The organism is Streptomyces sp. C, from assembly GCF_000158895.1.
GTDB classification, from domain to species: Bacteria; Actinomycetota; Actinomycetes; order Streptomycetales; family Streptomycetaceae; genus Streptomyces; species Streptomyces racemochromogenes.
The window spans coordinates 6,385,624-6,409,812 of record NZ_GG657750.1; the positions used below are offsets into that span (position 1 = coordinate 6,385,624).

The 24,189-nt window shown below is 71.8% G+C and carries 17 protein-coding genes and 3 pseudogenes; 10 read left to right on the top strand and 10 right to left on the bottom strand.

Going from position 1 to position 24,189, the window contains the following annotated elements; all coding sequences use genetic code 11:
* The 5 genes and pseudogenes from SSNG_RS43085 to SSNG_RS28715 form a co-directional block, all read left to right on the top strand.
* Positions 1-592 (top strand): annotated as a pseudogene (locus SSNG_RS43085) (hypothetical protein); the annotation flags it as partial.
* Positions 593-759: 167 nt separating this feature from the next.
* On the top strand, positions 760-1,602 hold the full coding sequence (locus SSNG_RS28700) for a nitrilase-related carbon-nitrogen hydrolase (protein WP_007267434.1): 843 nt from the start codon (positions 760-762) through the stop codon (positions 1,600-1,602).
* Positions 1,599-2,894: an aspartate aminotransferase family protein gene (locus SSNG_RS28705; protein WP_007267435.1), complete on the top strand. Its 1,296-nt coding sequence runs from the start codon at positions 1,599-1,601 to the stop codon at positions 2,892-2,894. The genes SSNG_RS28700 and SSNG_RS28705 overlap by 4 nt, the downstream gene beginning before the upstream one ends.
* A gap of 10 nt (positions 2,895-2,904) precedes the next feature.
* Positions 2,905-4,305 carry a dihydropyrimidinase gene (gene hydA, locus SSNG_RS28710; RefSeq protein WP_007267436.1) on the top strand — a complete coding sequence of 467 codons (1,401 nt, stop codon included), beginning with the start codon at positions 2,905-2,907 and terminating at the stop codon, positions 4,303-4,305.
* Between the two features lie 24 nt (positions 4,306-4,329).
* Positions 4,330-5,343, top strand: coding sequence for a TIGR03842 family LLM class F420-dependent oxidoreductase (locus SSNG_RS28715; protein WP_007267437.1), 1,014 nt, complete (start codon positions 4,330-4,332; stop codon positions 5,341-5,343).
* Between the two features lie 276 nt (positions 5,344-5,619).
* On the opposite strand, the gene SSNG_RS28720 is transcribed toward SSNG_RS28715, so the two are convergent.
* Positions 5,620-5,751 carry a transposase gene (locus SSNG_RS28720; RefSeq protein ID WP_129593344.1) on the bottom strand — a complete coding sequence of 44 codons (132 nt, stop codon included), beginning with the start codon at positions 5,749-5,751 and terminating at the stop codon, positions 5,620-5,622.
* A 464-nt stretch (positions 5,752-6,215) separates the two neighbouring features.
* Here SSNG_RS28720 and SSNG_RS28725 point away from each other — a divergent pair, with 464 nt between their 5' ends.
* Together SSNG_RS28725 and SSNG_RS28730 are read left to right on the top strand one after the other, a co-directional pair.
* The gene (locus SSNG_RS28725; RefSeq protein ID WP_007267440.1) at positions 6,216-7,682 is read left to right on the top strand and encodes a hypothetical protein; all 1,467 of its coding nucleotides are present in this window, start codon (positions 6,216-6,218) and stop codon (positions 7,680-7,682) included.
* A 178-nt stretch (positions 7,683-7,860) separates the two neighbouring features.
* Positions 7,861-8,853: an alpha/beta hydrolase-fold protein gene (locus SSNG_RS28730; protein WP_165365031.1), complete on the top strand. Its 993-nt coding sequence runs from the start codon at positions 7,861-7,863 to the stop codon at positions 8,851-8,853.
* A gap of 8 nt (positions 8,854-8,861) precedes the next feature.
* Here the strand turns inward: SSNG_RS28730 and SSNG_RS28735 are convergent, their stop codons facing one another.
* From SSNG_RS28735 to SSNG_RS40355, 5 genes and pseudogenes are all read right to left on the bottom strand, one after another.
* Complete coding sequence (locus SSNG_RS28735; protein WP_007267442.1) at positions 8,862-9,539, bottom strand: potassium-transporting ATPase subunit C; 678 nt, start codon at positions 9,537-9,539, stop codon at positions 8,862-8,864.
* A gap of 21 nt (positions 9,540-9,560) precedes the next feature.
* A pseudogene (gene kdpB, locus SSNG_RS28740) lies at positions 9,561-11,661 on the bottom strand (potassium-transporting ATPase subunit KdpB).
* Positions 11,658-13,337 (bottom strand): potassium-transporting ATPase subunit KdpA, encoded by a 1,680-nt coding sequence (kdpA, locus tag SSNG_RS28745; protein ID WP_042802156.1) that lies wholly within the window; start codon positions 13,335-13,337, stop codon positions 11,658-11,660. The pseudogene kdpB and the gene kdpA overlap by 4 nt, the downstream one beginning before the upstream one ends.
* 6 nt (positions 13,338-13,343) lie before the next feature.
* On the bottom strand, positions 13,344-13,433 hold the full coding sequence (gene kdpF, locus SSNG_RS38765; RefSeq protein WP_042802158.1) for a K(+)-transporting ATPase subunit F: 90 nt from the start codon (positions 13,431-13,433) through the stop codon (positions 13,344-13,346).
* A complete protein-coding gene (locus tag SSNG_RS40355; protein WP_007267445.1) occupies positions 13,430-13,615 on the bottom strand; it encodes a hypothetical protein in 186 nt (61 codons plus the stop codon). The genes kdpF and SSNG_RS40355 overlap by 4 nt, the downstream gene beginning before the upstream one ends.
* A gap of 172 nt (positions 13,616-13,787) precedes the next feature.
* Between SSNG_RS40355 and SSNG_RS28755 the strand changes: the two genes are divergently transcribed.
* Entirely contained in the window at positions 13,788-15,710 is a 1,923-nt protein-coding gene (locus SSNG_RS28755; protein WP_007267446.1) for an APC family permease, read from the top strand.
* Positions 15,711-15,833: 123 nt separating this feature from the next.
* Positions 15,834-17,769: pseudogene (locus SSNG_RS28760) on the top strand (amino acid transporter).
* Positions 17,770-17,777: 8 nt separating this feature from the next.
* Here the strand turns inward: SSNG_RS28760 and lysA are convergent.
* Together lysA and SSNG_RS28770 are read right to left on the bottom strand one after the other, a co-directional pair.
* The gene (gene lysA / locus SSNG_RS28765) at positions 17,778-19,115 is read right to left on the bottom strand and encodes a diaminopimelate decarboxylase (protein ID WP_007267448.1); all 1,338 of its coding nucleotides are present in this window, start codon (positions 19,113-19,115) and stop codon (positions 17,778-17,780) included.
* A gap of 15 nt (positions 19,116-19,130) precedes the next feature.
* A complete protein-coding gene (locus tag SSNG_RS28770) occupies positions 19,131-19,499 on the bottom strand; it encodes an SAV_915 family protein (RefSeq protein WP_007267449.1) in 369 nt (122 codons plus the stop codon).
* A 247-nt stretch (positions 19,500-19,746) separates the two neighbouring features.
* Here SSNG_RS28770 and SSNG_RS28775 point away from each other — a divergent pair, with 247 nt between their 5' ends.
* The gene (locus tag SSNG_RS28775) at positions 19,747-21,207 is read left to right on the top strand and encodes a glycosyltransferase (RefSeq protein WP_050779765.1); all 1,461 of its coding nucleotides are present in this window, start codon (positions 19,747-19,749) and stop codon (positions 21,205-21,207) included.
* Here SSNG_RS28775 and SSNG_RS28780 read toward each other — a convergent pair.
* Positions 21,200-22,774, bottom strand: a complete 1,575-nt coding sequence (locus SSNG_RS28780; protein ID WP_042804280.1) for a M4 family metallopeptidase — start codon at positions 22,772-22,774, stop codon at positions 21,200-21,202. The two genes, SSNG_RS28775 and SSNG_RS28780, sit on opposite strands and share 8 nt — an antisense overlap.
* A 205-nt stretch (positions 22,775-22,979) precedes the next feature.
* Positions 22,980-24,026 carry a M4 family metallopeptidase gene (locus tag SSNG_RS28785; protein ID WP_128637210.1) on the bottom strand — a complete coding sequence of 349 codons (1,047 nt, stop codon included), beginning with the start codon at positions 24,024-24,026 and terminating at the stop codon, positions 22,980-22,982.
* Positions 24,027-24,189 lie beyond the last annotated feature (163 nt).

Here is a 24,189-nt window from a genome sequence, read left to right on the forward strand (position 1 = left end):
GGTGGCACCGGAGGCCGCCCCGCCCGCCCCCGACGCGCCCTCCGCGTGGGACGCCCCCGCCCCGGCGACCGGCCCGCGCGGCGGGTTCACCGCCGAGCTGCTCGCGCTGCGCGCCCAGGGCCGGAGCGGCGAGGCGCACGCCCTGCTCTGCGAGGCCGCCGCCTGGCCCGCCGCCGAACTGCCCGCCCTCGCCGCCGAACTCGGCCGCGCCGGCCTCGCCGCCGACTGGGCGAGCCTGCTCTGGGAGGCGGCCTCGCTCCCGCCCGACCGGCTCGCCGCGGCCGCCGCCGCCCTCGGCGCGGCGGGCCGGGAGGCCGACTGCGACGGGCTGCTGCGCCAGGGCGTGGCCCGCCCCGCCGCCGAGGTCGCCGAAGCCGCCCTCGCCCTCGGCTCGGCCGGCCGCGACCGCGAGGCCCAGGCCCTGCTCGGCGCCTTCGTCCGGCTGCGCACCGCCGAGGAGGCGGCCGGCCTCGCCCGCCGGGACCCGCACTGGTTCGCCCCCCGCCTGCTGCGCGCCGCCCGGGCCCTGTCCACCATCCGGCACCGCGACCTGACCCACGCCCTGCGGGTGGCGGGAATCCCGGTGGCCTGAACCGCCCGTCTGCTGACCGCAAACGGCCACGTGGCGACGTAACGTGATCGACTACTCCAATCGCGCAAGGCGGTCTTGCCCCACGCTGTGGCGAGGCCTACCTTCGACTCCCTACGCACACCGTCTACGTGCGTAGAAGCCGGCGTTCCCGTCGCGAGGAGCAGCTCATGGCCCAAGTCGTCCGCGCCGCACTCGTCCAGGCCACCTGGACCGGAGACACCGAGTCGATGATCGCCAAACACGAGGCGCACGCCCGCCGGGCAGCCGCCCAGGGCGCGCGGATCATCGGCTTCCAGGAGGTGTTCAACGCCCCCTACTTCTGCCAGGTCCAGGAACCCGAGCACTACCGCTGGGCCGAGCCCGTCCCCGACGGCCCCACCGTGCGCCGGATGCAGGAGCTGGCCCGCGAGACCGGCATGGTGATCGTCGTACCGGTCTTCGAGCTGGAGAGCGAGGGCTTCTACTACAACACCGCGGCCGTCATCGACGCCGACGGCAGCTACCTCGGCAAGTACCGCAAGCACCACATCCCGCAGGTCAAGGGCTTCTGGGAGAAGTACTACTTCCGCCCCGGCAACCTCGGCTGGCCCGTCTTCGACACCGCCGTCGGCAAGGTCGGCGTCTACATCTGCTACGACCGCCACTTCCCCGAGGGCTGGCGCCAACTCGGCCTGGGCGGCGCCCAGCTGGTCTACAACCCGTCCGCCACCTCCCGGGGCCTCTCGGCATACCTGTGGCAGCTGGAACAGCCCGCCTCCGCCATCGCCAACGAGTACTTCGTCGCCGCCATCAACCGCGTCGGCCAGGAGGAGTACGGGGACAACGACTTCTACGGGACCAGCTACTTCGTCGACCCGCGCGGCCAGTTCGTCGGCGAGGTCGCCAGCGACAAGGAGGAGGAACTCCTCGTCCGCGACCTGGACTTCGACCTGATCAAGGAGGTCCGCGACCAGTGGGCCTTCTACCGCGACCGCCGCCCCGACGCCTACGGAGGACTCGTACAGCCGTGACCAACCCCATCCCGCTGCACAGCCGCCACCGCACCGTCCTGCCCGACTGGCTCGCGCTCTACTACGACCGCCCCATCGAGCTCACCCACGGCGAGGGCCGCCACGTCTGGGACGCCGACGGCAACCGCTACCTCGACTTCTTCGGCGGCATCCTCACCACGATGACCGCCCACGCGCTGCCCGAGGTCACCAAGGCCGTCGCCGAACAGGCCGGGCGGATCATCCACTCCTCCACCCTGTACCTCAACCGGCCCATGATCGAGCTGGCCGAGCGGGTCGCCGCCCTGTCCGGCATCCCCGACGCCCGGGTCTTCTTCACCACCTCCGGCACCGAGGCCAACGACACCGCCCTGCTGCTCGCCACCACGTACCGCCGCTCCAACCAGATCCTGGCGATGCGCAACAGCTACCACGGCCGGTCCTTCTCCACCGTCTCGATCACCGGCAACCGGGGCTGGTCCCCGACCAGCCTCTCCCCGCTCCAGACGTACTACGTCCACGGCGCGGTCCGCACCCGCGGGCCCTTCGCCGGCCTCGACGACGCCGGGTTCACCGCCGCGGCCGTCGCCGACCTGGAAGACGTACTCGGCCAGGCGCGCGGCGGAGTGGCCGCCCTCATCGCCGAACCGATCCAGGGGGTCGGCGGGTTCACCTCACCGCCCGACGGCCTGTACGGGGCCTTCCGCGAGGTCCTCGACCGGCACGGCATCCTGTGGATCAGCGACGAGGTGCAGACCGGCTGGGGCCGCACCGGCGACAACTTCTGGGGCTGGCAGGCCCACGCCCAGAGCGGCCCGCCGGACATCCTCACCTTCGCCAAGGGCATCGGCAACGGCATGTCCATCGGCGGCGTCGTGGCCCGCGCCGAGGTGATGAACTGCCTCGACTCCAACTCCATCTCCACCTTCGGCGGCTCCCCGGTCACCATGGCGGCCGGCCTCGCCAACCTCTCCTACCTCCTCGACCACGACCTCCAGGGCAACGCCCGCCGCGTCGGCGGCCTCCTCCTGGAGCGGCTGCGCGCCGTCACCGCCTCCGTGCCCGCCGTACGGGAGGTCCGCGGCCGGGGCCTGATGGCCGGCATCGAGCTGACGAAGCCGGGCACCGACCAGGCCGACCCGCAGGCGGCCGCCGCCGTCCTGGAGGCAGCCCGGGAGCGCGGGCTGCTCCTCGGCAAGGGCGGCGGGCACAACACCAGCGTGCTGCGCATCGCGCCGCCGCTCTCCCTCACCGTCGCCGAGGCGGAAGAGGGCGCCGGGATCCTTGAACAGGCGCTGGGCAGCATCCAGTAGGGGGACGCACATGAGCATCCGTACGCTGATCAGCGGCGGCCTGGTCGTCACCGCCGCCGACGAGCTCCACGCGGACGTCCTGATCGAGGACGGCCGGGTCGCGGCCCTCGCCGCGCACGGCTCGGCGGCCGCCGGGGCCTGGACGGCCGACCGCACGATCGACGCCACCGGGAAGTACGTGATCCCTGGCGGCGTCGACGCGCACACCCACATGGAGCTGCCCTTCGGCGGCACCGCGGCCTCGGACACCTTCGAGACGGGCACCCGGGCCGCCGCCTGGGGCGGCACCACCACCATCGTCGACTTCGCCGTGCAGAGCGTGGGCCGCTCCCTGCGCGAAGGGCTGGACACCTGGTACGACAAGGCGGACGGCAAGTGCGCGATCGACTACGCCTTCCACATGATCCTCTCGGACGTCAACGAGGGGACCCTGAAGGAGATGGACCACCTCGTCGGCGAGGGGGTCACCTCGTTCAAGCTCTTCATGGCGTACCCGGGCGTCTTCTATTCGGACGACGGCCGGATCCTGCGCGCCATGCAGCGGGCCTCCGGCAACGGCGGGCTGATCATGATGCACGCCGAGAACGGCATCGCCATCGACGTCCTCGTCGAGCAGGCCCTGGCACGCGGTGAGACCGACCCCCGCCACCACGGCGAGGTCCGCAAGGTGCTGCTGGAGGCGGAGGCCACCCACCGCGCGATCCAGCTCGCGAGGGTCGCCGGCTCCCCTCTCTACGTGGTCCACGTGTCGGCGGAGGAGGCGGTGGCGGAGCTGGCAGCCGCCCGGGACAAGGGCCTGCCGGTCTTCGGCGAGACCTGCCCCCAGTACCTGTTCCTGTCCACCGACAACCTGGCGGAGCCGGACTTCCAGGGCGCCAAGTACGTCTGCTCCACCCCGCTGCGCCCGCGCGAACACCAGGCGGCCCTGTGGCGGGGCCTGCGCACCAACGACCTCCAGGTCGTCTCCACCGATCACTGCCCCTTCTGCTTCCGGGGCCAGAAGGAGCTGGGCCGCGGCGACTTCTCCAAGATCCCGAACGGTCTCCCCGGCGTGGAGAACCGCATGGACCTCCTCCACCAGGCCGTCCTGGACGGCCACATCAGCCGCCGCCGCTGGATCGAGATCGCGTGCGCGACCCCGGCCCGGATGTTCGGCATCTACCCGCAGAAGGGCACCATCGCACCGGGCTCCGACGCCGACATCGTCCTCTACGATCCGCACGCCGAGCAGGTCATCTCCGCCGAGACGCACCACATGAACGTGGACTACTCGGCGTACGAGGGCAGGCGGATCACCGGGCGCGTCGACACGGTCCTCTCGCGCGGCGAGCTCGTCATCGACCGGCGCGAGTACGTGGGCCGTGCCGGCCACGGCGCTTTCGTCCCCCGCTCCACCTGCCAGTACCTGTAAGCCCGCGAGCAGCAAGGAGCCGCCATGGACTTCGGCCTCGTCCTGCAGACCGACCCGCCCGCCTCCCAGGTCGTCAGCCTCATGAAACGCGCCGAACGCAACGGCTTCCGCTACGGCTGGACCTTCGACTCGGCGGTCCTCTGGCAGGAACCGTTCGTCATCTACAGCCAGATCCTCGCCAATACGAGCAAGCTCCACATCGGCCCGATGGTCACCAACCCGGGCACCCGCACCTGGGAGGTGACCGCCTCCACCTTCGCCACCCTCAACGACATGTACGGCAACCGCACCGTCTGCGGCATCGGCCGCGGCGACTCGGCGATGCGGGTCGCCGGCCGCGCCCCCAACACCCTGGCCCGCCTCGGCGAGGCCATCGAGGTCATCCGCGACCTGGCCGAAGGCCGCGAGGCGGTCGTGGACGGCAACCCGATCCGCATCCCGTGGATCAAGGACGGGAAGCTGCCCGTCTGGATGGCCGCGTACGGCCCGAAGGCCCTCGCCCTCACCGGTCAGAAGGCAGACGGCTTCATCCTCCAGCTCGCCGACCCGTTCCTCACGGAGTGGATGGTCAAGGCGGTCCGCGCCGCCGCCGCCGAGGCCGGCCGCGACCCGGCGTCCCTCACCATCTGCGTGGCGGCCCCGGCGTACGTCACGGCCGACGACTCGCCGGCCGCCCTGGCCCACGCCCGCGACCAGTGCCGCTGGTTCGGCGGCATGGTCGGCAACCACGTCGCCGACCTGGTCTCCCGCTACGGGGAGCACTCGGGCATGGTCCCGGACGAGCTGACCGAGTACATCAAGGCCCGCCAGGGCTACGACTACAGCCACCACGGCCGCGCCGGAAACCCGTCCACCGACTTCGTCCCGGACGAGATCGTCGACCGCTTCTGCCTCCTGGGCCCGCCCGAGGCCCACATCGAAAAGCTCCGCACCCTGCGCGACCTGGGCGTCGACCAGTTCGCCGTCTACGACATGCACGACGCGAGGGAAGCAACCATCGACGCGTACGGCTCCGACATCATCCCGCTGTTCCGCTGACGCTCGCAGAGCGGGGCCGATCCCGGAGTCGGCCCTCGCAGCTCCCACGGCGGACGAGGCTCTCGCGGATACTGGCAACGGATGCGAGGACCAGGTTGCCCACGGTCGCGGGCTCAGAGCAGAGCTGCGCAAATATGATCGATGTGTAAATCCGCTTACGGGTGGGGCGCTTGAGGCGGTTCACTCCTCCTGCGCCGACTCCGGTGCGGGCCCCTTCGAAATGGGGGGCGGCCATGTACCTGGCGGAACTGCGTGCTGAGAACTTCAGAATTCGGTTCAGCAGCTCCAGACAGTGACGGGCCGGCCGGCTCCCTGGACATCGCGGGTGATCCGGGCGACCCCGTAGGTGCCGTTCGCCTCTTCGTGGATTTCCTCGATCCACGCGCCCGGATCCTCGTCGGCCACCATGCATGCCACCTGGGTGGCCGCTGCGTTGATCCACCGGTAGAAGCCGGACGCCGACACGTCCCGCACCCGGCACAGCCGCTTCCGCCTGCGAGCGCGCGACCCACTGGCGCAGCTCCACAGACCGAAGATCCGCTTCTCTGAAGTGTCCCACTGTTCGGGGTAGAGCCCAGGGATAAGGGCGCGCTGTCGAGCGCCTCCACCACCAGCACCAGTGTCTCGTCGTACTCCCGCCAAGCCATGACGGCCTGCGGCGGAAGCGCGTACGACTTCCCGATGATCCCGGCCGGGCCGCTCCATCGGATCGTGGTGTTCCCCTGCGCCCAGGTGATCACGACGTCCGGATCTTCTGCTGTCACTTGGGAATCTCCGTCAGTGGGCCGACTGGGATCAGCCAGGCTCGGGCTGAGCGTCGCCCGGGGCGACGGGGAGCAGGGTCTCGGGTAAAGGTGGATTAAAATGCGCCGGTGAACGAGCAGAGAGTACATGTGCGAATAGCGGGACATCTGGGGCGGTGGTGGATCTTCGGGCCGCTGGTGGGTCTGCTTGCTGCCGTGGCGATGGGCGTGCGGATCTTCCACGGTGGCCCGATCGGTATGGCGGACAACGGCGACGGTCCCTCCCGCATGTGTGCCCTCGACACCTCCGTCCACGTGGACAAGGGCTCCTCGTGGTGGTTCGACTTCGCCAATTTCCGGTACGACCGGGCCGAGCCGCAGGCGTGCACTTCCGAGAACACCTATCCGGGCAGCGGCAAGTGGATGCCCGCGCTGGCCCGGCCGCTGAGCCAACTGCTGGGATACGGGGGCGCGATCGACCTCCGGGCCCAGGCGCTGCTCTGGTGCGCGCTGGTGGGGCTGGCCTTCGCGGTGTTCGCCGTCGCCCTGCGCGGGCGGCTCCTGCTCCGGCTGCTGGTCTGCGCCGCGCTGTTCCTGGTGGTCGGCGACTCGGTGGTGGCGGGGTACGCGGCCTCGCCGTTCAGTGAGCTGGCCGGGTTGACCGGGCTGCTGCTCGCCACCGTCGGGGCCGTCCATCTCGGAGGTACGCCCCGGGCCAGGCTCGGCGGGCTGCTGCTCTTCACCGTCGGGTCGGTCACCCTCGTGGGCTCCAAGATGCAGGCGCTCACCATGGCTGTCCCCCTCCTGGCGCTCTTGCTCTGGTCCAAGGTGCCGGTCGGCTGGCTCACCGGCCGGTTCTCCGCCCGGGTGCTGCCCCTCGCGGCCGCGGTGGTGATCGGCGCGGCGGGCACGCACACGCTGCTGTTCCAGATGGAGGCGTTCAAGGAGATCAACCGGACCGAGATGATCTTCGTCGGGATCATGGGCAAGAGCCCGGATCCGGCCAAGGACGCCATCGAGCTCGGACTGCCCGCCGATTTCGGCCAGTACGCCGGGCTGAACTGGTGGGGCGAGAAGGCGCCCCAGAAGGACCCCCGCTGGCCCGAGGTCAAGGACCGCATCACCTACGCCAACATCGGCACCTACCTGGCCGAGCACCCGGGCGTCGCGCTCCGGATCGCCGACGGCGGGCTCGACGACTTCGCCGCCTCCCGCCCCGACAACCTCGGCTCGTATCCCGTCAGCGCCGGCAAGCCGGCCGGTGCGCAGGAGCACCGGCTGGCCCTCTACACCGGATTCCTGCGGACCCTCGGCGGCGGCTGGGTGCTCGGCCTCCAGTTCGCGTTCGTGGCGGCCGGCGCCTGGTGGCTGCGCGGCAGCCCGGACAACCCGCGCCGCCGTGCCTTCCTGGCGCTGGTGATCTGCCTCGGCGGATGCACGCTGACCCAGTTCGTCACCGCCATGTACGGCGAGGCGATCGAGAACACCAAGCACCTGATCTACGGCATCTTCGCGACCGGCCTGGCCTTCGTGCTGACGGCCGCCAGTGTGCTGTGCACCCCCGCCGACGAGCCCCTGGCACGGCTGTCCGAATAGCCCGACAAGATCAGGCTAAGATGCCACGGCAGACGCAAGCTGCCCACCGCGGCCCGTGTACGAGGCCGCCGTAGGCGCGGTTCCGTACGGGGCCGCCGCCCTGGCCGTACGGACCGGGCGCGTCATTGCTTGGAGAGTTCCCGCCGTGTTCGGACAGCCATCCCGTTCCCCTGCCGTCGTGACCGGCGCCGCCGTCGTGGCCCTGGCCGTCGCGCTCGCGGGATGCGGGACCACCAAGGGTGAGAAGGGCGAGAAGGGCGAGAAGGGGAAGAAGGCCCCGGCGGCCGCCGGCAGTCCCGCCGCGCCGGCCGCCTCCCCCTCGGCCGAAGGCAAGGTGCGGATGCCGGCCGGGCCGGTTCCCGCCATGACCAAGGCCCGCGACACCTCCGCCGGCCCGGTCATGGTGACCAGGCTGGCCGGCCCGAAGTCCGGTGTGACCGGCCAGGTGTGGGTCTGGCTCCCGCCCGAGTACCACGACCCCAAGTACGCCAAGACCGGTTTCCCGGTGCTGACCCTGTTCGCGGGCGGTCAGAGCAACGGCTACAACACCTGGGCCGGCAGCGAGCTGCCGATCCCGGAGGAGGACGTCCGGCTGGTCAAGGCGGGCAAGGCCCATCCGTTCATCATGGTCATGCCGGTGCAGAACTTCAGCGGCGACGAGAAGAAGGCGCTGGACTGCTCGGACATCCCCGGTCAGCCCAAGATGGCGACCTGGATGGCCCAGGACATCCCGGACTGGGTCCGCGCCAACTTCCGCACCCTCAAGGGCCGCGACAGCTGGGGCGTCATGGGGGCCTCCACGGGCGGGTTCTGCAGCGCCAAGCTCGCCCTGCAGTACCCGGACGTCTACAGGGCCGCGGTGCCGATCGACGGTTACTTCGTCCCCGACTCCCGCCTGTGGCAGGGCCACGACGCGGAGAAGGCGGCCAACAGCCCCGACCAGCTGGTCGCCCAGGGCAAGGCCGACGTGAAGATGCTGGTCACGGCCGGCGGTGCCGACGGGTACGAGAAGGGCGTGGTCAAGAGCTGGATGGCCAAGGCGGTTCCGCCGGTCGCCATCGAGTACTACGAGCAGCCCGGCGGCAAGCACCTGACCTCGGACTTCAAGAAGATGATCCCGGACGCCCTGCAGTGGTTCACCAAGAACCTGGAGGGCCCCGCCCACGACTGACCCGGCGGTCATCGGCGCGCGGCCGCCCTGAGCGCCGTGTTGAGTTCCAGGACGTTGACGCGGGGCTCGCCCATGAAGCCGAGCTGTCGTCCTTCGGTGTGGTCCTCGACCAGCTTCTCGACCTGCTCGACGGGCAGTCCGTTCTTCTCGGCCACCCGGTGCACCTGGAGCTGCGCGTACTCCGGGGAGATGTGCGGGTCCAGGCCGGAGCCGGAGGAGGTGACCGCGTCGGCGGGCACGTCCTCCGGCCTGACCTCGTACGTGGCCGTGGAGTTGTCGGCGACGACGGCGGCCTTGGCGTCGTCGACCAGCTTGACCAGGTCCGGGTTGTCGCCGGCCTTGTTGGTGGCACCGGAGAGGATCAGCGAGTACCGGGTGTTGACGCTGTTCGCGCCCAGGCCGTTGGACGGGCGGGGCTGGAACCACTTCAGGTCCGGCTTCGCCGCCTCCTGCGGGTCGTCGGGGTTCTGCTTCGGGAGGTCGTAGCGCTGCCCGATGAGGGAGGAGCCGACGACGTGCCCGCTCCCGTCCTTGATCTCGGAGCCGTTGGCCTTGTCGTTGAAGAGGGCCTGGGCGATGCCGGTGACGGCGAGCGGGTAGGCGACGCCGCACACGATCGTGAGGACCAGCAGGGCGCGCAGGCCCGCGCCGAGCAGGCGCGCGGTGGTGGACACGGAGTTCTTCATGACGGTCAGCACGTTCCTAATTCAGGCGAGCCCGGGGATGAGGGAGATGAGGAGGTCGATGAGCTTGATGCCGATGAACGGGGCGATCAGGCCGCCGAGTCCGTAGACGCCGAGGTTGCGGCGGAGCATCCGGTCGGCGCTGGTCGGCTTGTACCGCACGCCCTTCAGCGCGAGCGGGACCAGCGCGACGATGATCAGAGCGTTGAAGACGACGGCGGAGAGGATCGCCGACTGGGGGGAGGAGAGCCCCATGACGTTGAGCTTGTCCAGGCCCGGGTAGACCACCGCGAACATGGCCGGGATGATCGCGAAGTACTTGGCGACGTCGTTGGCGATGGAGAAGGTGGTCAGCGCGCCCCGCGTGATCAGGAGCTGCTTGCCGATCTCGACGATCTCGATGAGCTTAGTCGGGTTGGAGTCCAGGTCGACCATGTTCCCGGCCTCCTTGGCGGCGGAGGTGCCGGTGTTCATGGCCACGCCCACGTCGGCCTGGGCCAGGGCGGGGGCGTCGTTGGTGCCGTCCCCGGTCTCCGACGAGCTTGCCGCCCGCCTGCTCCCGCTTGATGAGGGCCATCTTGTCCTCGGGAGTGGCCTCGGCGAGGAAGTCGTCCACGCCGGCCTCCTCCGCGATGGCCTTGGCCGTCAGCGGGTTGTCACCGGTGATCATCACGGTCCTGATGCCCATGCGGCGCAGTTCGTCGAACCGTTCGCGCATGCCCTCCTTCACGACGTCCTTGAGGTGGACGACGCCCAGGACCCGGGCGCCGTCGGCGTCCTCGACCGCGACGAGCAGCGGGGTGCCGCCGGCCTGCGAGATCGTGTCGGTGAGGGCCTGCGCGTCCTCCGCGACCTCGCCACCGCGCTCGTTCACCCACGCGATGACCGATCCGGTCGCGCCCTTGCGGACCTTCCTGCCGTCGACGTCCACACCCGACATGCGGGTCTGGGCGGTGAAGCCGATCCATTCGGCGTGGGCCAGTTCGCCCTGGTGCCGCTCGCGCAGGCCGTACTTCTCCTTGGCGAGGACCACGATCGAACGGCCCTCGGGGGTCTCGTCGGCCAGCGAGGACAGCTGGGCGGCGTCGGCCAGTTCGGCCCGGGTGACGCCCTTGACGGGTACGAACTCGGCGGCCTGGCGGTTGCCGAGGGTGATGGTGCCGGTCTTGTCGAGGAGGAGGGTGGACACGTCGCCGGCGGCCTCGACGGCCCGCCCCGACATGGCCAGGACGTTGCGCTGGACGAGGCGGTCCATGCCGGCGATGCCGATGGCGGAGAGCAGGGCGCCGATGGTGGTGGGGATGAGGCAGACCAGCAGGGCGGCCAGCACGATCATCGACTGCTTCGCCCCGGCGTAGACGGCGAAGGGCTGGAGGGTGACGACGGCCAGCAGGAAGACGATGGTGAGGGACGCCAGGAGGATGTTGAGCGCTATCTCGTTGGGGGTCTTCTGCCGGGCGGCGCCCTCGACCAGGTTGATCATGCGGTCGATGAAGGTCTCGCCGGGCCTGGTGGTGATCTTGATGACGATCCGGTCGGACAGCACCTTCGTACCGCCGGTCACCGCCGAGCGGTCGCCGCCGGACTCCCGGATCACCGGGGCGGATTCGCCGGTGATGGCCGACTCGTCGACCGAGGCCACGCCCTCGACGACGTCCCCGTCGCCGGGGATGGTGTCGCCGGCCTCGCAGACCACCAGGTCGCCGATACCGAGTTCGGTGCCCGGTACGGACTCCTCCGCGCCGCCCCCGGTCAGCCGGCGGGCGACCGTGTCGGTCTTGGCCTTGCGCAGGGTGTCGGCCTGGGCCTTGCCGCGGCCTTCCGCGACGGCCTCGGCGAGGTTGGCGAAGATCGTCGTCAGCCACAGCCAGGCGGTGATCGCCCAGCCGAACCAGTCCGTCGGGTCCGTGACGGCCAGCACGGTGGTGACCACCGAGCCGACCAGGACGACGAACATGACCGGTGACTTGACCATCACCCGGGGGTCGAGCTTGCGCACCGCGTCCGGGAAGGACTTCAGCAGTGCCGTGGGGTCGAAGAGCCCGCCGCCGACGCGGCCGGCCGGCGGCTGGGGGCCGGCGGGCAGGTCGTCGTGCGGGGCACGGGTCTCAGTGGCGGTGCTCATGAGGCGAGCCCTTCGGCGAGCGGTCCGAGCGCGAGCGCGGGGAAATAGGTCAGACCGGTGATGATGATGATCGTGCCGACGAGGAGGCCGGCGTAGAGGGGCTTGTCGGTGCGCAGGGTGCCCGCCGTCTCCGGTACGGGCTGCTGCTCGGCGAGGGAGCCGGCCAGCGCGAGGACGAACACCATGGGCAGGAACCGGCCCAGCAGCATCGCCAGCCCGATGGTGGTGTTGAACCACTGGGTGTCGGCGTTCAGGCCCGCGAAGGCGGAGCCGTTGTTGTTGGCGCCCGAGGTGTAGGCGTAGAGGATCTCGGAGAACCCGTGCGCGCCGGGGTTGGCCATGGAGTGGCCCGGGGTGGGCAGCGCCATGGCGGCGGCGGTGAAGCACAGCACGAGGGCCGGGGTGACGAGGATGTAGCAGGCGGCGAGCTTGATCTCGCGGGTGCCGATCTTCTTGCCCAGGTACTCGGGGGTGCGGCCGACCATGAGGCCGGCGATGAACACGGCGATGACGGCCATGACGAGCATGCCGTAGAGGCCCGAGCCGACACCGCCGGGGGCGATCTCGCCGAGCTGCATGCCCAGCAGCTGGATGCCGCCGCCGAGACCCGTGTAGGAGGAGTGGAAGGAGTTGACCGCGCCGGTCGAGGTCAGCGTGGTGGCGACCGAGAAGATCGCGGAACCGGCGATGCCGAAGCGGGTCTCCTTGCCCTCCATCGCCGCGCCCGCGGCCTGGAAGGCGGGCCCGTGGTGGGCGGACTCGGTCCACATCATCAGGGCGGTGAAGCCGATCCAGATCGTCGCCATCGTCGCGAGGATCGCGTAGCCCTGGCGCAGGCTGCCGACCATGCGGCCGAACGTACGGGTCAGGGCGAACGGGATGACGAGGATCAGGAAGACCTCGAACAGGTTGGAGAAGGGGGTGGGGTTCTCGAAGGGGTGGGCGGAGTTGGCGTTGAAGTAGCCGCCGCCGTTCGTGCCCAGCTCCTTGATGACCTCCTGGGAGGCCACGGCCCCGCCGTTCCACTGCTGGGTGCCGCCGAGGCCGTGCCCGTTCGAGAACTGGCCTACCTCGTGGATGCCGGAGAAGTTCTGGATGGCCCCGCAGGCGACGAGGACGATCGCGCCGAGGACGGCGATGGGCAGCAGGATGCGGACGGTGCCGCGCACCAGGTCCGCCCAGAAGTTGCCGAGCTCACCGGTGCGGGAGCGCGCGAAGCCGCGTACGAGGGCCACCGCGACGGCCATGCCGACGGCGGCGGAGACGAAGTTCTGCACCGCCAGACCGCCGGTCTGCACGACGTGGCCCATGGCCTGCTCGCCCGCGTAGGACTGCCAGTTGGTGTTCGCCACGAAGGACGCGGCCGTGTTGAAGGCCTGGTCGGGGTCGATGGAGGCGAAGCCGAGCGAGCCGGGCAGGACACCCTGGAGCCGCTGGAGGGCGTAGAGGAACAGGACGCTCACGAAGGAGAAGGCGAGGACGCCGCGCAGGTAGGCGGGCCAGCGCATCTCCGCGTCCGGGTCGGCGCCGACGGCCTTGTAGATCCACTTCTCCGGCCTGTAGTGCCTGTCGGAGGAGTAGACCCTGGCCATGTGGTCGCCGAGCGGACGGTAGGCCAGCGCGAGTGCGGCGACCAGCGCGAGCAGCTGGAGCACACCGGCGATCTGTGGACTCATGTCGGCTCAGAACCTCTCCGGGTACACGAGGGCGAGGACGAGGTATCCGAGCAGGGAGACGGCCACGAGGAGGCCGACGATGCTTTCGGCGCTCACAGCTTGGTCACCCCCTTGGCGATGAGGGCCACCAGCGCGAAGACCGCGACCGTGGTGACGACGAAGGCCAGATCGGCCATCGTGAGCTCCTGATGAAGTGACGAGAAGGGAATCGGCCGGAGTGGCCGAGATCGAGCAAACCCCGATCCGCCCCCCGCGTCGGCCGCCTTGACGGGCTCCATACGGGTGCGCTCGAACTCTTGACGGCCCGCATACGCGGACCGCCCCGGCGGCCGTAAGGAGTGCGTGAAGAGCGGGGCGGCCGGCGTATGGAACCCGCCAAGGCGGCTGGTGGCGGGCGTGACCGGCTTCGACGCTGTCCTCGACTTCGCACACCTCGGAGGAAACGGCGACATGGCCATGCGCACAGGAGAGACGACCGCTGCCGGACAGGGGCCGGGCCCGCAGGAGCCCCCTGATCCGGCGGCCGGGCCGGGGGCCGCGACGGCGGCCGCCGGTGCCGGGGCCGCCGGTGCAGAGTCCGGGGAGCGGCACCGGCTGACCGCGCTCCAGGGGCTCGCTGCGCTCTCCCTGGACGCCATGGCCTCCGTCGCGTACGGCCCCGAGTCGATCGTCCTGGTGCTCGCCGCGGCCGGGGCGTACGGGCTCGGCTTCACCCTCCCGGTGACCGTGGCGATCGCCGCCCTGCTGGCCGTACTGGTCGCCTCGTACCGGCAGGTCATCGCGGCCTTCCCGGACGGCGGCGGCTCCTACGCCGTGGCCGTGCGGCACCTCGGGCGGCGTACCGGCCTGGTCGCCGCGGCCTCGCTGATCCTGGACTACGTCCTGAACGTCGCCGTGTCGGTCACCGCCGGCGTGGCCGCCCTCACCTCCGCCTTCCCCTCCCTGCACGGCGAGCGGACGTGGATCTGCCTGGGCGTGCTCGTGCTCGTCACGGCGGTGAACCTGCGCGGGGTGGTGGACTCGGCCAAGGCGTTCCTCGTGCCCACGGCCGTGTTCGTCGGCTCCGTCCTGACGATGGTCGCCGTCGGCCTGTTCCGTGACGGGCCGGTCTCCACCGAGACCGCCGCCGGGCACGCCTCGGCCCTCGGAGACGGCGCGACCGCCGTCGGCGCGCTGCTGCTGCTCAAGGCGTTCGCCGCCGGCTGCTCGGCCCTCACCGGCGTGGAGGCGGTGGCCAACGCCGTGCCGTCCTTCCGGGCTCCCGCGGCCCGCCGGGCGCAGCGCACCGAGGTCGCCCTCGGAGTCCTGCTCGGCGTGATGCTGATCGGCCTGTCCGTCCTCATCGGCCGCTTCCACCTCCAGCCGGTGGAGGGCGTGACCGTCCTCGCCCAGCTCGCCGACGCCTCGTTCGGCCACAACGCGGCCTTCTACGTCGTCCAGTTCGCCACCGTGGTGCTGCTGGCCCTCGCCGCGAACACATCCTTCGGCGGGCTGCCCGTCCTGATGGGCCTGCTCGCCCGGGACAACCACCTCCCGCACGTGTTCGCCCTGAAGGCGGACCGGCAGGTCCACCGGCACGGGGTCGTCTGGCTGGCCGTGGTGTCAGCCGCTCTGCTGGTGTTCTCCGGCGGCGACGCCAACACGCTCGTGCCGCTGTTCGCGATCGGCGTGTTCGTCGGCTTCACCCTCTGCCAGGCGGGCATGGTCCGCCACTGGTGGCTGGAGCGCCCCGCGGGCTGGCGGGCCAAGGCCCTCCTCAACGGCTTCGGTGCGTCGCTGACCGCGGTGTCCGCGGTCGTGGTGACCGCCACGAAGTTCACCGACGGGGCCTGGCTGGTCGTCGTCGCCCTGCCGCTGCTCGTCCTCGCCTTCGAGAAGGTGCACCGCGCCTACGCGCGGATCGGCGAGCGCCTCGGACTCGGCCGCGTCCCCGGACCCCCCGAGCGCGCCCGCTCCCTGGTCGTCGTCCCCGTCTCCGGGCTGTCCCTGCTGACCTGCCGGGCGCTGACCGCCGCCCGCTCGCTCGGCGACGAGGTGCTCGCCGTCACCGTCACCCACCCGGCCCCCGAGGAGCGGCGGGCCGCCGAGGCGCTGCGCCGCGACTGGGAACTGTGGGACCCGGGCGTCGAGCTCGTCGACCTGCCCTCCCCGAGCCGCTCCCCGGGCCGCCCGGTGTCCGGCTACGTACGCGCTCTGGCGGAACGGCGGCCGGACGCCCAGGTCACCGTCCTGATCCCGGAGACCGAGCCGGAGCGCCTCTGGCAGCGGATGCTGCAGAACCAGCGCGGCTCGGTGGTGGCCCACGCGGTACGCCGCGACACCGACGCGGTCATCTGCCGGCTGCGGTTCCGGATCACCCCGGACGGGCGTTAAGGCCGCGTCAGGATTTCGTCAGGCAGTCATATGGGCGTATTGACTGGGTTCGCGAAGAAAAACACTGACTCAGCCGTCGACGTCGATGGCCGAATCCGTGCCGCACGACAGGAGCGCCCCACGATGGCCACCCCTGCCCGCATGCCGCGCCTGCGCGCCTGGCTGCTGGAAGGCTTGACCGACCGCCGCCACAAACAGCAGCAGCACCCCGGGACGGCCCACGAGGGCAAGCCCTGGTTACCGGGTGATGTGCCTGACCGGTCTCGACTACTTCTCCACCCTCGGCTACCAGCCCGGCATCGCGGCACTCGCCGCCGGGCTGCTGTCGCCGGTCGCGACGATCGTGCTGGTCCTCCTGACCCTGTTCGGGGCGCTGCCCGTCTACCGCAGGGTGGCGCAGGAGAGCCCGCACGGCGAGGGCTCCATCGCCATGCTGGAACGGCTGCTGTCGTTCTGGAAGGGCAAGCTCTTCGTCCTCACCCTCCTCGGGTTCGCCGCGACGGACTTCCTGATCACCATCACCCTGTCGGCCGCCGACGCGACGGCCCACATGGTGGAGAACCCGCACCTGACCGGCACCCTGCACGGGCACGAGGTGCTGATCACCCTGATCCTGATCGCCCTGCTCGGCGCGGTCTTCCTCAAGGGCTTCAGCGAGGCGATCGGACTGGCCGTCGCCCTCGTCGTCTCCTACCTGCTGCTCAACGCCGTCGTGGTGGCGGTCGGCCTGTGGGAAGTCGCCACCGAACCGCACGTGGTCACGGACTGGACCAGTGCGCTCACCACCGAGCACGGCAACCCCTTCATGATGATCGCCATCGCGCTGGTCGTCTTCCCGAAGCTGGCACTGGGCCTGTCCGGCTTCGAGACCGGCGTGGCGGTCATGCCCCACGTCCAGGGCGAGCCGGGCGACGGGCCGCAGGAGCCCGCCGGCCGGATCAAGGGCACGAAGAAGCTGCTCACCACCGCCGCGGTGATCATGAGCGTGTTCCTGATCTGCTCCAGCTTCATCACCACCCTCCTCATCCCGGCGGACGAGTTCAAGCCCGGCGGCGAGGCCAACGGCCGTGCCCTCGCCTACCTCGCCCACGAGCACCTCGGCTCCGCCTTCGGCACGGTCTACGACGTCTCCACCATCCTCATCCTCTGGTTCGCGGGCTCCTCGGCCATGGCCGGCCTGCTCAACCTCATGCCGCGCTACCTGCCCCGCTACGGCATGGCCCCGCACTGGGCCCGGGCGCTGCGCCCCATGGTGATCGTCTTCACGCTGATCGCGTTCCTCGTGACGTGGATCTTCAACGCCGACGTGGACGCGCAGGGCGGCGCCTACGCCACCGGCGTGCTCGTCCTGATCACCTCGGCGGCCGTCGCCGTCACCATCGCCGCCCGCCGGGCCGGGGAACGCGGCTGGACCATCGGCTTCGGCATCATCTCCGCCGTCTTCATCTACACCACGGCCGTCAACGTGGTCGAACGCCCCGACGGCGTGAAGATCGGCGCCTGCTTCATCGCCGGCATCATGGCCCTCTCCCTGCTGTCCCGCCTGGCCCGGGTCTTCGAGCTGCGCGTCACGACGGTCGAGTTCGACGACATGGCCGAGCGGTTCATCCGGGACACCGCCACCCGCACCATCCGCTTCATCGCCAACGAGCCGGACCAGCGCGACCAGGCCGAGTACCGGGAGAAGATCGACCAGATCAGGGCCGACAACGACGTCCCGGCCGGCGACGACTTCCTCTTCGTGGAAGTCACCGTCCTCGACCCGTCCGAGTTCGAGGCCGGCGTGACGGTCAGGGGCGAGGTCATGCACGACCGCCACCGCGTCCTGACCCTGGAGTCCTCCTCCGTCCCCAACGCGCTCGCCGCCCTGCTGCTCCACGTACGGGACGAGACCGGCCAGCGCCCGCACATCTACTTCGAGTGGACCGAGGGCAATCCCCTGACCAACTTCCTGAGGTTCTTCCTCTTCGGGCAGGGCGAGGTAGCCCCCGTCACGCGCGAGGTCATCCGCGAGGCCGAACCGGAGCGGGCCCGCCGCCCGCACGTGCACGCCGGCTGACGCCGGCGCTACTCGCCGACGTCCCGGCGGCGCAGGTCCTCGAAGGTCTCCCGGCGGACCAGGAGCCGGGCGGTGCCCTCGTGCACGGCGACCACGGGCGGCCGGCCCACCATGTTGTAGCCGGACGCCATGGACAGGTGGTACGCGCCCGCCACCGGCACGGCGACCAGGTCGCCGGGCCGGACGTCCCCGGGGAGTTCCACCCCGGCGGCGAGCACGTCCCCGGCCTCGCAGTGCCGGCCGACGACCGTCGCCGTCCGGGGGCCGGCCGTCGGGGCCCGGCCGATCAGCCGGGGCGCGTACCGGACCCCGTACAGGGCGGGCCGGGGGTTGTCGCTCATGCCCCCGTCGACGGCGACGAACAGCGTGTCCCCGGTGTGCTTGACGGCCAGCACCCGGTACACGGCCACCCCGGCCGGCCCGACGACGGCCCGGCCCGGCTCGACCGCCAGCCGAGGCACCGGGAACCCGGCGGCGGCGCAGCCCTCGGCCAGCCCGTCCCGCAGCCCCCGGGCGAGCACGGCCACGTCCAGGGCGGGTTCGCCCGGCCGGTAGGCGATGCCGTGGCCGCCGCCCAGGTCGAGCTCGGGCAGCACCGTCCCGTGCGCGTCGCGGACGCCGGCCATCAGGGCGACCATCCGCCGCAGCGCCGTGAGGTAGGGCTCCGCCTCGGTGATCTGGGAGCCGATGTGGCAGTGCAGCCCGGTGAGTTCCAGCTGCGGCTGGGCCAGGACGCGGGCCACGGCGCGCGCCGCGGACCCGTCCGCGGCGGACAGCCCGAACTTCTGCCCGTCCGTACCCGTCCGGATCTTGTCGTGGCCGCCGGCCGAGACGCCCGGGACCACCCGCACCATCACCTTCTGGCGGTCGCCCGGCCCGACGGCGGCGGCGATGCGGGCGATCTCCGACGGGCTGTCGATCACGATCCGCCCGACGCCCAGGCGCAGCGCCGAGCCCAGGTCGCGCGGCGACTTCGCGTTGCCGTGCAGCACGATCCGCTCGGGCGGGAACCCGGCCGTGACGGCCAGTTCCAGCTCCCCCGCCGAGCAGACGTCCAGGCCCAGCCCCTCCTCGTGGACCCAGCGCACCATCGCGCGGGAGAGGAACGCCTTGGCCGCGTAGTAGACATCGGCCGCGGGGAAGGCCTCCTTGTACGTCCGGCAGCGCCCGCGCACCTCCCCCTCGTCCAGGACGTACACCGGGGTCCCGAACCGCTCCGCCACCTCGGCGAGCTCCACCCCGGCGACCGTCAGACCGCCCCGCGCCCGCCGGCCGGTGGACGCCGGCCACACGCCGAGGCCGTCCGTCCCGGACGCCGGCGCCGCCACGACCGACGTGGTCGTCATCGTCCCGCCCCCCGCTCAGGCGGCCGAGGCCGAGGACGCGCGCGGCGCGGCCGGCGCGGTCCGGGCGCCGGGGGAGCCGTCCGTGACCGGGCCGGAGACCGCGGGAGCGGTCAGCGTCGGATCGACGGTCAGCAGTCCCACCCCGAGCGGCTCCGCCAGCGCCCTGAGCGCGGGCCCGGAGAGCCGGATCCACGGCTGGTCCGCGCCGAGCGTGGCGGCCAGCAGGTCCGGGCCGGTGAACCCGACCGCGGTGCGCGCACCCAGCGGGGTCCGGAACATGCGCACCACCACCCGGGCCGTTCCCGGCCGGACGGGGACGTAGAGGAGTCCGGCCGGGACGCGTTCCTTGGGCTCGGGGTCGTCGTCGTACTGGAACAGGCACATGGGGCTCTCCTCAGGAAGCGTGAAGGGCGGTCGGCGCCCCGGGCGCGGGGAGGCGTCCGGGGCGGCACTCCAGAACCATCCCCCGCACCGGAGCCCCGGCGACCCGCCCCTGACGCGACCCTGACGGCCACCGGCCCGGTCCATACGCGGCGCTGACGACCGCCGCCGGGACCCCGGCCCCCGGCCCCGGGCCGGCACGGACGATCATCGAAGCGGCATGCGGAGGCGGACGAGGGGGAGGGGCGGCATGACGGAGACCGCCGGCACGGACGTGGCCGGGGAACTGGCACGGGCCGGAGCGCAGGAACAGGACCGGATCCTGGAGGAACGCGCGGCGGCGGTGGCCGACCTCATGGCCGACGGGTTCGGCCGTACGCACCCGGAGTTCGCGGCGAAGTCCGGCTTCGCCCGCTGGCAGCTCGCGGCCCTGGCCGTCGCCGCCGTCGCCGCCCTGGCCGGGCTGGCGTTCGCACCGATGGCCGTACTCGCGCTGCTCACCGCGATCGTGACGGCCTACAGCCTGCTGCACGTGGTCCTCATGCTGACGGGCCTGGGCAGCGGCGGCCCCCTCGCGGGCGCGGACGACGTGCCGCTGCCGGACGCGGAGCTGCCGTTCTACACGGTGCTGGTCCCCGCCTACCGGGAGGCCGGGGTGATCGGCGGCCTCGTCCGGCACCTGGCCGAGCTGGACTACCCGCCGGACCGGCTGGAGGTACTGGTCCTGGTGGAACGCCACGACCCCGGCACCGCCCGGGCCGTGCCGGCCGCAGGGCGACCGCCGTTCGTCCGCCTCGTCCGCCTCCCACCGGGGCCGCCGCAGACCAAGCCCCGCTCGGTGAACCTCGGCCTGCTGCTGGCCCGCGGCGAACTCCTGGTGGTCTTCGACGCCGAGGACCGCCCCGACCCCGGCCAACTGCGCCGCGTCGCGGCCCGGTTCGCCGCGCGCGGCGCGGACCTGGCCTGCGTACAGGCGCAGCTGCTCTTCCACAACGCGGCGGGGAACTGGCTGACCAGGCAGTTCGCCATGGAGTACGCCCTGCGCTTCACCCTGGCGCTGCCCGGCCTGGTACGGCTGGGGATGCCGGTCCCGCTCGGCGGCACCAGCAACCACTTCCGCACCGCCACCCTGCGCGCCGTCGGCGGCTGGGACGCCTGGAACGTCACCGAGGACGCCGACCTCGGCATGCGGTGCGCCGCCATGGGCCACCGCACCGAGACCATCGGGTCGGTCACCTGGGAGGAGGCCCTCGGTGCCGTCCGCCCCTACGTCCGCCAGCGCACCCGGTGGTTCAAGGGGTTCCTGCTGACGACGGTCGTGCACACCCGCCGGCCCCGCCGGACCGTGAGCCGGTTCGGCGGCCGGGGCCTGCTCACCCTGCTCGGCATCGTCGCGGGCGCCCCGGTGACTTCCTTCGTCCAGCCGCTTCTGGCCGCCCTGACCCTGATCGGCCTCTGCGGTCTGTCCTGGTCGCCCGCCGGAGCCGGCCTGCTGCTGCCGTCCGTGGCCGCGCAGGCGGTGGCGGCCCTCGCCTGGACCGCCATCACCTTCACCGCGGCGAGGCGCGCGGGCCTCGGGGCCCCGTGGCACGCGCTCCTCACGCCGCTCTGCTCGGTGCTGTGGTGGTTCGCGGCCTGGCGGGCCGTGCACCAGCTGGTCTTCTCCCGGTTCAGCTGGGAGAAGACCCCGCACGGGACCGGTGTCAGTTGACGTTGACGGCCTTCCAGGCGGCCGCCACCTGCTGGTACTCGGTGCCGGAGGCGCCGTAGAGGTCGGCCGTCGCCTTCAGGGTCGCGGTGCGCGCCCCCGCGTAGTCGGTCGTCGAGGTCATGTAGGTGGAGAGCGCCTTGTACCAGATCTTGTACGCCTTGGTGCGGCCGATCCCGGTGACGGTGGAGCCGTCGTAGGTCGGGGAGTCGTAGGACACCCCGTTGACCGTCTTGGCGCCGCTGCCCTCGGAGAGCAGGTAGAAGAAGTGGTTGGCCACTCCGGAGGAGTTGTGGACGTCGAGCCGGCCCACGTTCTTCGACCAGTAGTCGGCGGAGGCGCCGTCCTTGCTGGGCTTGTCCATGTAGCGCAGCGGGGTGCCGTTGCCGCGGATGTCGATCTTCTCGCCGATGAGGTAGTCGCCGGGGTCGGCCGCGTTGTTGGCGAAGAACTCCACGGAGGTGCCGAGGATGTCGCTGGTGGCCTCGTTGAGGCCGCCCGACTCGCGGCTGTAGTTCAGCTTGGCGGTGGCGGCGGTCAGGCCGTGGCTCATCTCGTGGCCGGCGACGTCCAGGGAGGTGAGCGGCTTCTGGTTGTTCGCGCCGTCGCCGTAGGTCATGCAGAAGCAGCTGTCGGACCAGAACGCGTTGACGTAGGCGTTGCCGTAGTGGACGCGGGAGTACGCGGCCTTGCCGTCGCCGGCGATGCCGTTGCGGCCGAACTCGCTCTTGTAGAAGTCCCAGGTGACGGCGGCGCCGTAGTGGGCGTCGACGGCGGCGGTCTGGCGGTCGGCCGGGGTGCCGTTGCCCCACGCGTCGTCGGCGTCGGTGAAGAGGGTGCCGGTCGCGGTGGAGGTGGCGCCGTTCAGGTCGTACGTCTTGTGGCCGCCGCGCAGCGCGTCGGCCAGGCTGTACGCGGACCCGCTCTGCGTGGTGGCGAGGGGGACGGTGCCGGAGTAGCCGCTGGTGCCGGTCCCGGTGTCGATGGCCTCGTACGCGTACAGCTCGGCGCCCGTCGCGGCGTCGGTGATGACGTGGCGCTCGCTGGGGGTGCCGTCGGGCTGGGTGCCGGTGACGACGGCCTCGTAGGCGAAGACCGGGTTGCCGGTGGCGGCCCACACGACCTGGCGGGCGCCGGCCGGGGCGGGAACCAGGCCGCGGGCGGCGGTCGGGGCGATCCGGGCCTCGGTGCCCTTGGTGGTCTTGCGGCTGCCGTCCTTCTTCTGGTGGACGATCAGATCGCCGCCGAGGACGGGCAGTCCGGCGTAGGTGCGTTCGTAGCGGGTGTGCACGGTGCCGTCGGCGTCCTTGACCACGTCGCGTGCGACGAGGCGCTCCTGGTCGGACAGGCCGATGGCGCGGGCGGTGCCGGCCGCCTCGCCCTGCGCGGCGGATATCGCCTGCGTACGGGCGGCGGAGGACAGCGTCAGGGCGGTGGCGCCGGCCTCGCGTTCGGCCGCCGCGCTGGCGGCGCCGCTCTGGGCGGCGACGGCGACCATGGCCGCGGAGGCGACCACGGCGGCGGTGCGCAGCATCCGGGCGCGGTTGCGGGAGGTGGGGGTGGAGGACATGGGGTGGGTCACTCGCTCTCCTGGTGTCGTGGGGGACGCCGGGGAGATTGCCAGAGAACGGACCCTCAATGACAGGTACGCAACAATTATTTGACCTGCTGTTATCCGAAGACCGGAGATCCTTGTCCGCTGGCCGGACGAAACCGGCGCATTCCGGCGCCCGCCCGGGAAGGGGCGGGCGCCGGTGGCCGGATCGGGGCCGGGCCTACTGGATGCCGGGAATCCGACGGGACTTGAACGCCGCCGTGACGGCGTCCGCGGCGCTCTGGCCGTACATGCTCCGCGCGGTGTCGATCGTGGCCAGCGCCGCCTCCCGGAAGCCGGTGTCCGGGGCGAAGCGGAACTGGGCGTTCACGATGATGCGGTCGGCGGTCCTGGCACCGAGGGCGCCGCGGATGTCGAAGAGGGCGCGCGACCAGATCTCGCCGTCGGCGTGGACCTCGCCGACCCGGTCCTCGTAGACCTTCGTCCCGTCGATGCGGCGCAGGCAGTGCGGGGCGGGGCTGTAGGGGACCGAGTCCCAGTCGGCGACGCACGCCCGGTCCGCCGCACGGGGCCAGCCGTACGCGGTCGCGGCGTGGTCGCCGACCTCCACCGCCAGGTAGTCGCCGAAGGCCTCGCCGATCGCCCCGGCCTCCGGGGAGCTGCCGAAGCCGGGCACCTGCGCGTGGTGCACGGCGTGCCCGTACTCGTGGACGATGACCTCGGCGTCCTCGGCGTCGTCGACACCGCCCTTGCCGAAGCGGATCTCGGCCTTCTTGTCGGTGAAGAAGGAGTTGTCGGCGCCCCACTGGTTGATGCGGACCGGCTGGACCCGGTCGTTGGCGCCGGGCAGCTCACTGCCGAACCCGAGGCCCTGGAGGTACTCCTGCGCCTCGTTGACCCAGAAGTACGCCATGACCTGCTCGAACTGGTCGTCGGAGCGGTCGTAGCGCGCGGCGTCCGCGACCGACGCCGACGCCCCGGTCTCCGACCGCACGGACGCCCATCTGCCCGAAAGGCCCCCACTGGAGTCGAGGTTGCGCAGGGCCGCGGTGGCGTAGGCCGAGGCGGGTATCGCCGCGGCGGAGTCCTTGGCGTCGGTCAGCGTCTGGTCGCCGGAGGACTGCACCGGGTTGACCATGAAGAGGCGGCCCTGGGGGAGGGCGCCGCCGGCCGGCCGGGGCGCGGTGGCAGAGGCGGGGACGGCGAGGCCGAGCAGTGCCACGGCGGCGGTGGCCGTCGCGAGCAGTCCGCGGGGCGTGCGGGGCATGGACATCCTCCTGGGGGGGGCGCGGAGTACGGGAGAAAACGCGGTCGCGTGGTGCGGACGCGATCATTGCCCACCCGCAGCGCCTTTGACCAGGCCCCGGAAGCACCTGTCGTCCCCGCTCCCGCATCCCCGCTCCCGCGCCCCCGCAGCACCGAGGGACCCG

Coding starts and splice junctions, on each gene's coding strand:
- SSNG_RS28755 (WP_007267446.1), top strand. CDS start 13,788: ATGGCCATGCGCACAGGAGAGACGACCGCTGCCGGACAGGGGCCGGGC.
- SSNG_RS28720 (WP_129593344.1), bottom strand. CDS start 5,751: ATGGTGGCCGACGAGGATCCGGGCGCGTGGATCGAGGAAATCCACGAA.
- SSNG_RS28780 (WP_042804280.1), bottom strand. CDS start 22,774: ATGTCCTCCACCCCCACCTCCCGCAACCGCGCCCGGATGCTGCGCACC.
- lysA (WP_007267448.1), bottom strand. CDS start 19,115: ATGACGACCACGTCGGTCGTGGCGGCGCCGGCGTCCGGGACGGACGGC.
- SSNG_RS28775 (WP_050779765.1), top strand. CDS start 19,747: ATGACGGAGACCGCCGGCACGGACGTGGCCGGGGAACTGGCACGGGCC.
- hydA (WP_007267436.1), top strand. CDS start 2,905: ATGAGCATCCGTACGCTGATCAGCGGCGGCCTGGTCGTCACCGCCGCC.
- SSNG_RS28770 (WP_007267449.1), bottom strand. CDS start 19,499: ATGTGCCTGTTCCAGTACGACGACGACCCCGAGCCCAAGGAACGCGTC.
- kdpA (WP_042802156.1), bottom strand. CDS start 13,337: ATGAGTCCACAGATCGCCGGTGTGCTCCAGCTGCTCGCGCTGGTCGCC.
- SSNG_RS28715 (WP_007267437.1), top strand. CDS start 4,330: ATGGACTTCGGCCTCGTCCTGCAGACCGACCCGCCCGCCTCCCAGGTC.
- SSNG_RS28700 (WP_007267434.1), top strand. CDS start 760: ATGGCCCAAGTCGTCCGCGCCGCACTCGTCCAGGCCACCTGGACCGGA.
- SSNG_RS40355 (WP_007267445.1), bottom strand. CDS start 13,615: ATGGAGCCCGTCAAGGCGGCCGACGCGGGGGGCGGATCGGGGTTTGCT.
- SSNG_RS28735 (WP_007267442.1), bottom strand. CDS start 9,539: ATGAAGAACTCCGTGTCCACCACCGCGCGCCTGCTCGGCGCGGGCCTG.
- SSNG_RS28785 (WP_128637210.1), bottom strand. CDS start 24,026: ATGCCCCGCACGCCCCGCGGACTGCTCGCGACGGCCACCGCCGCCGTG.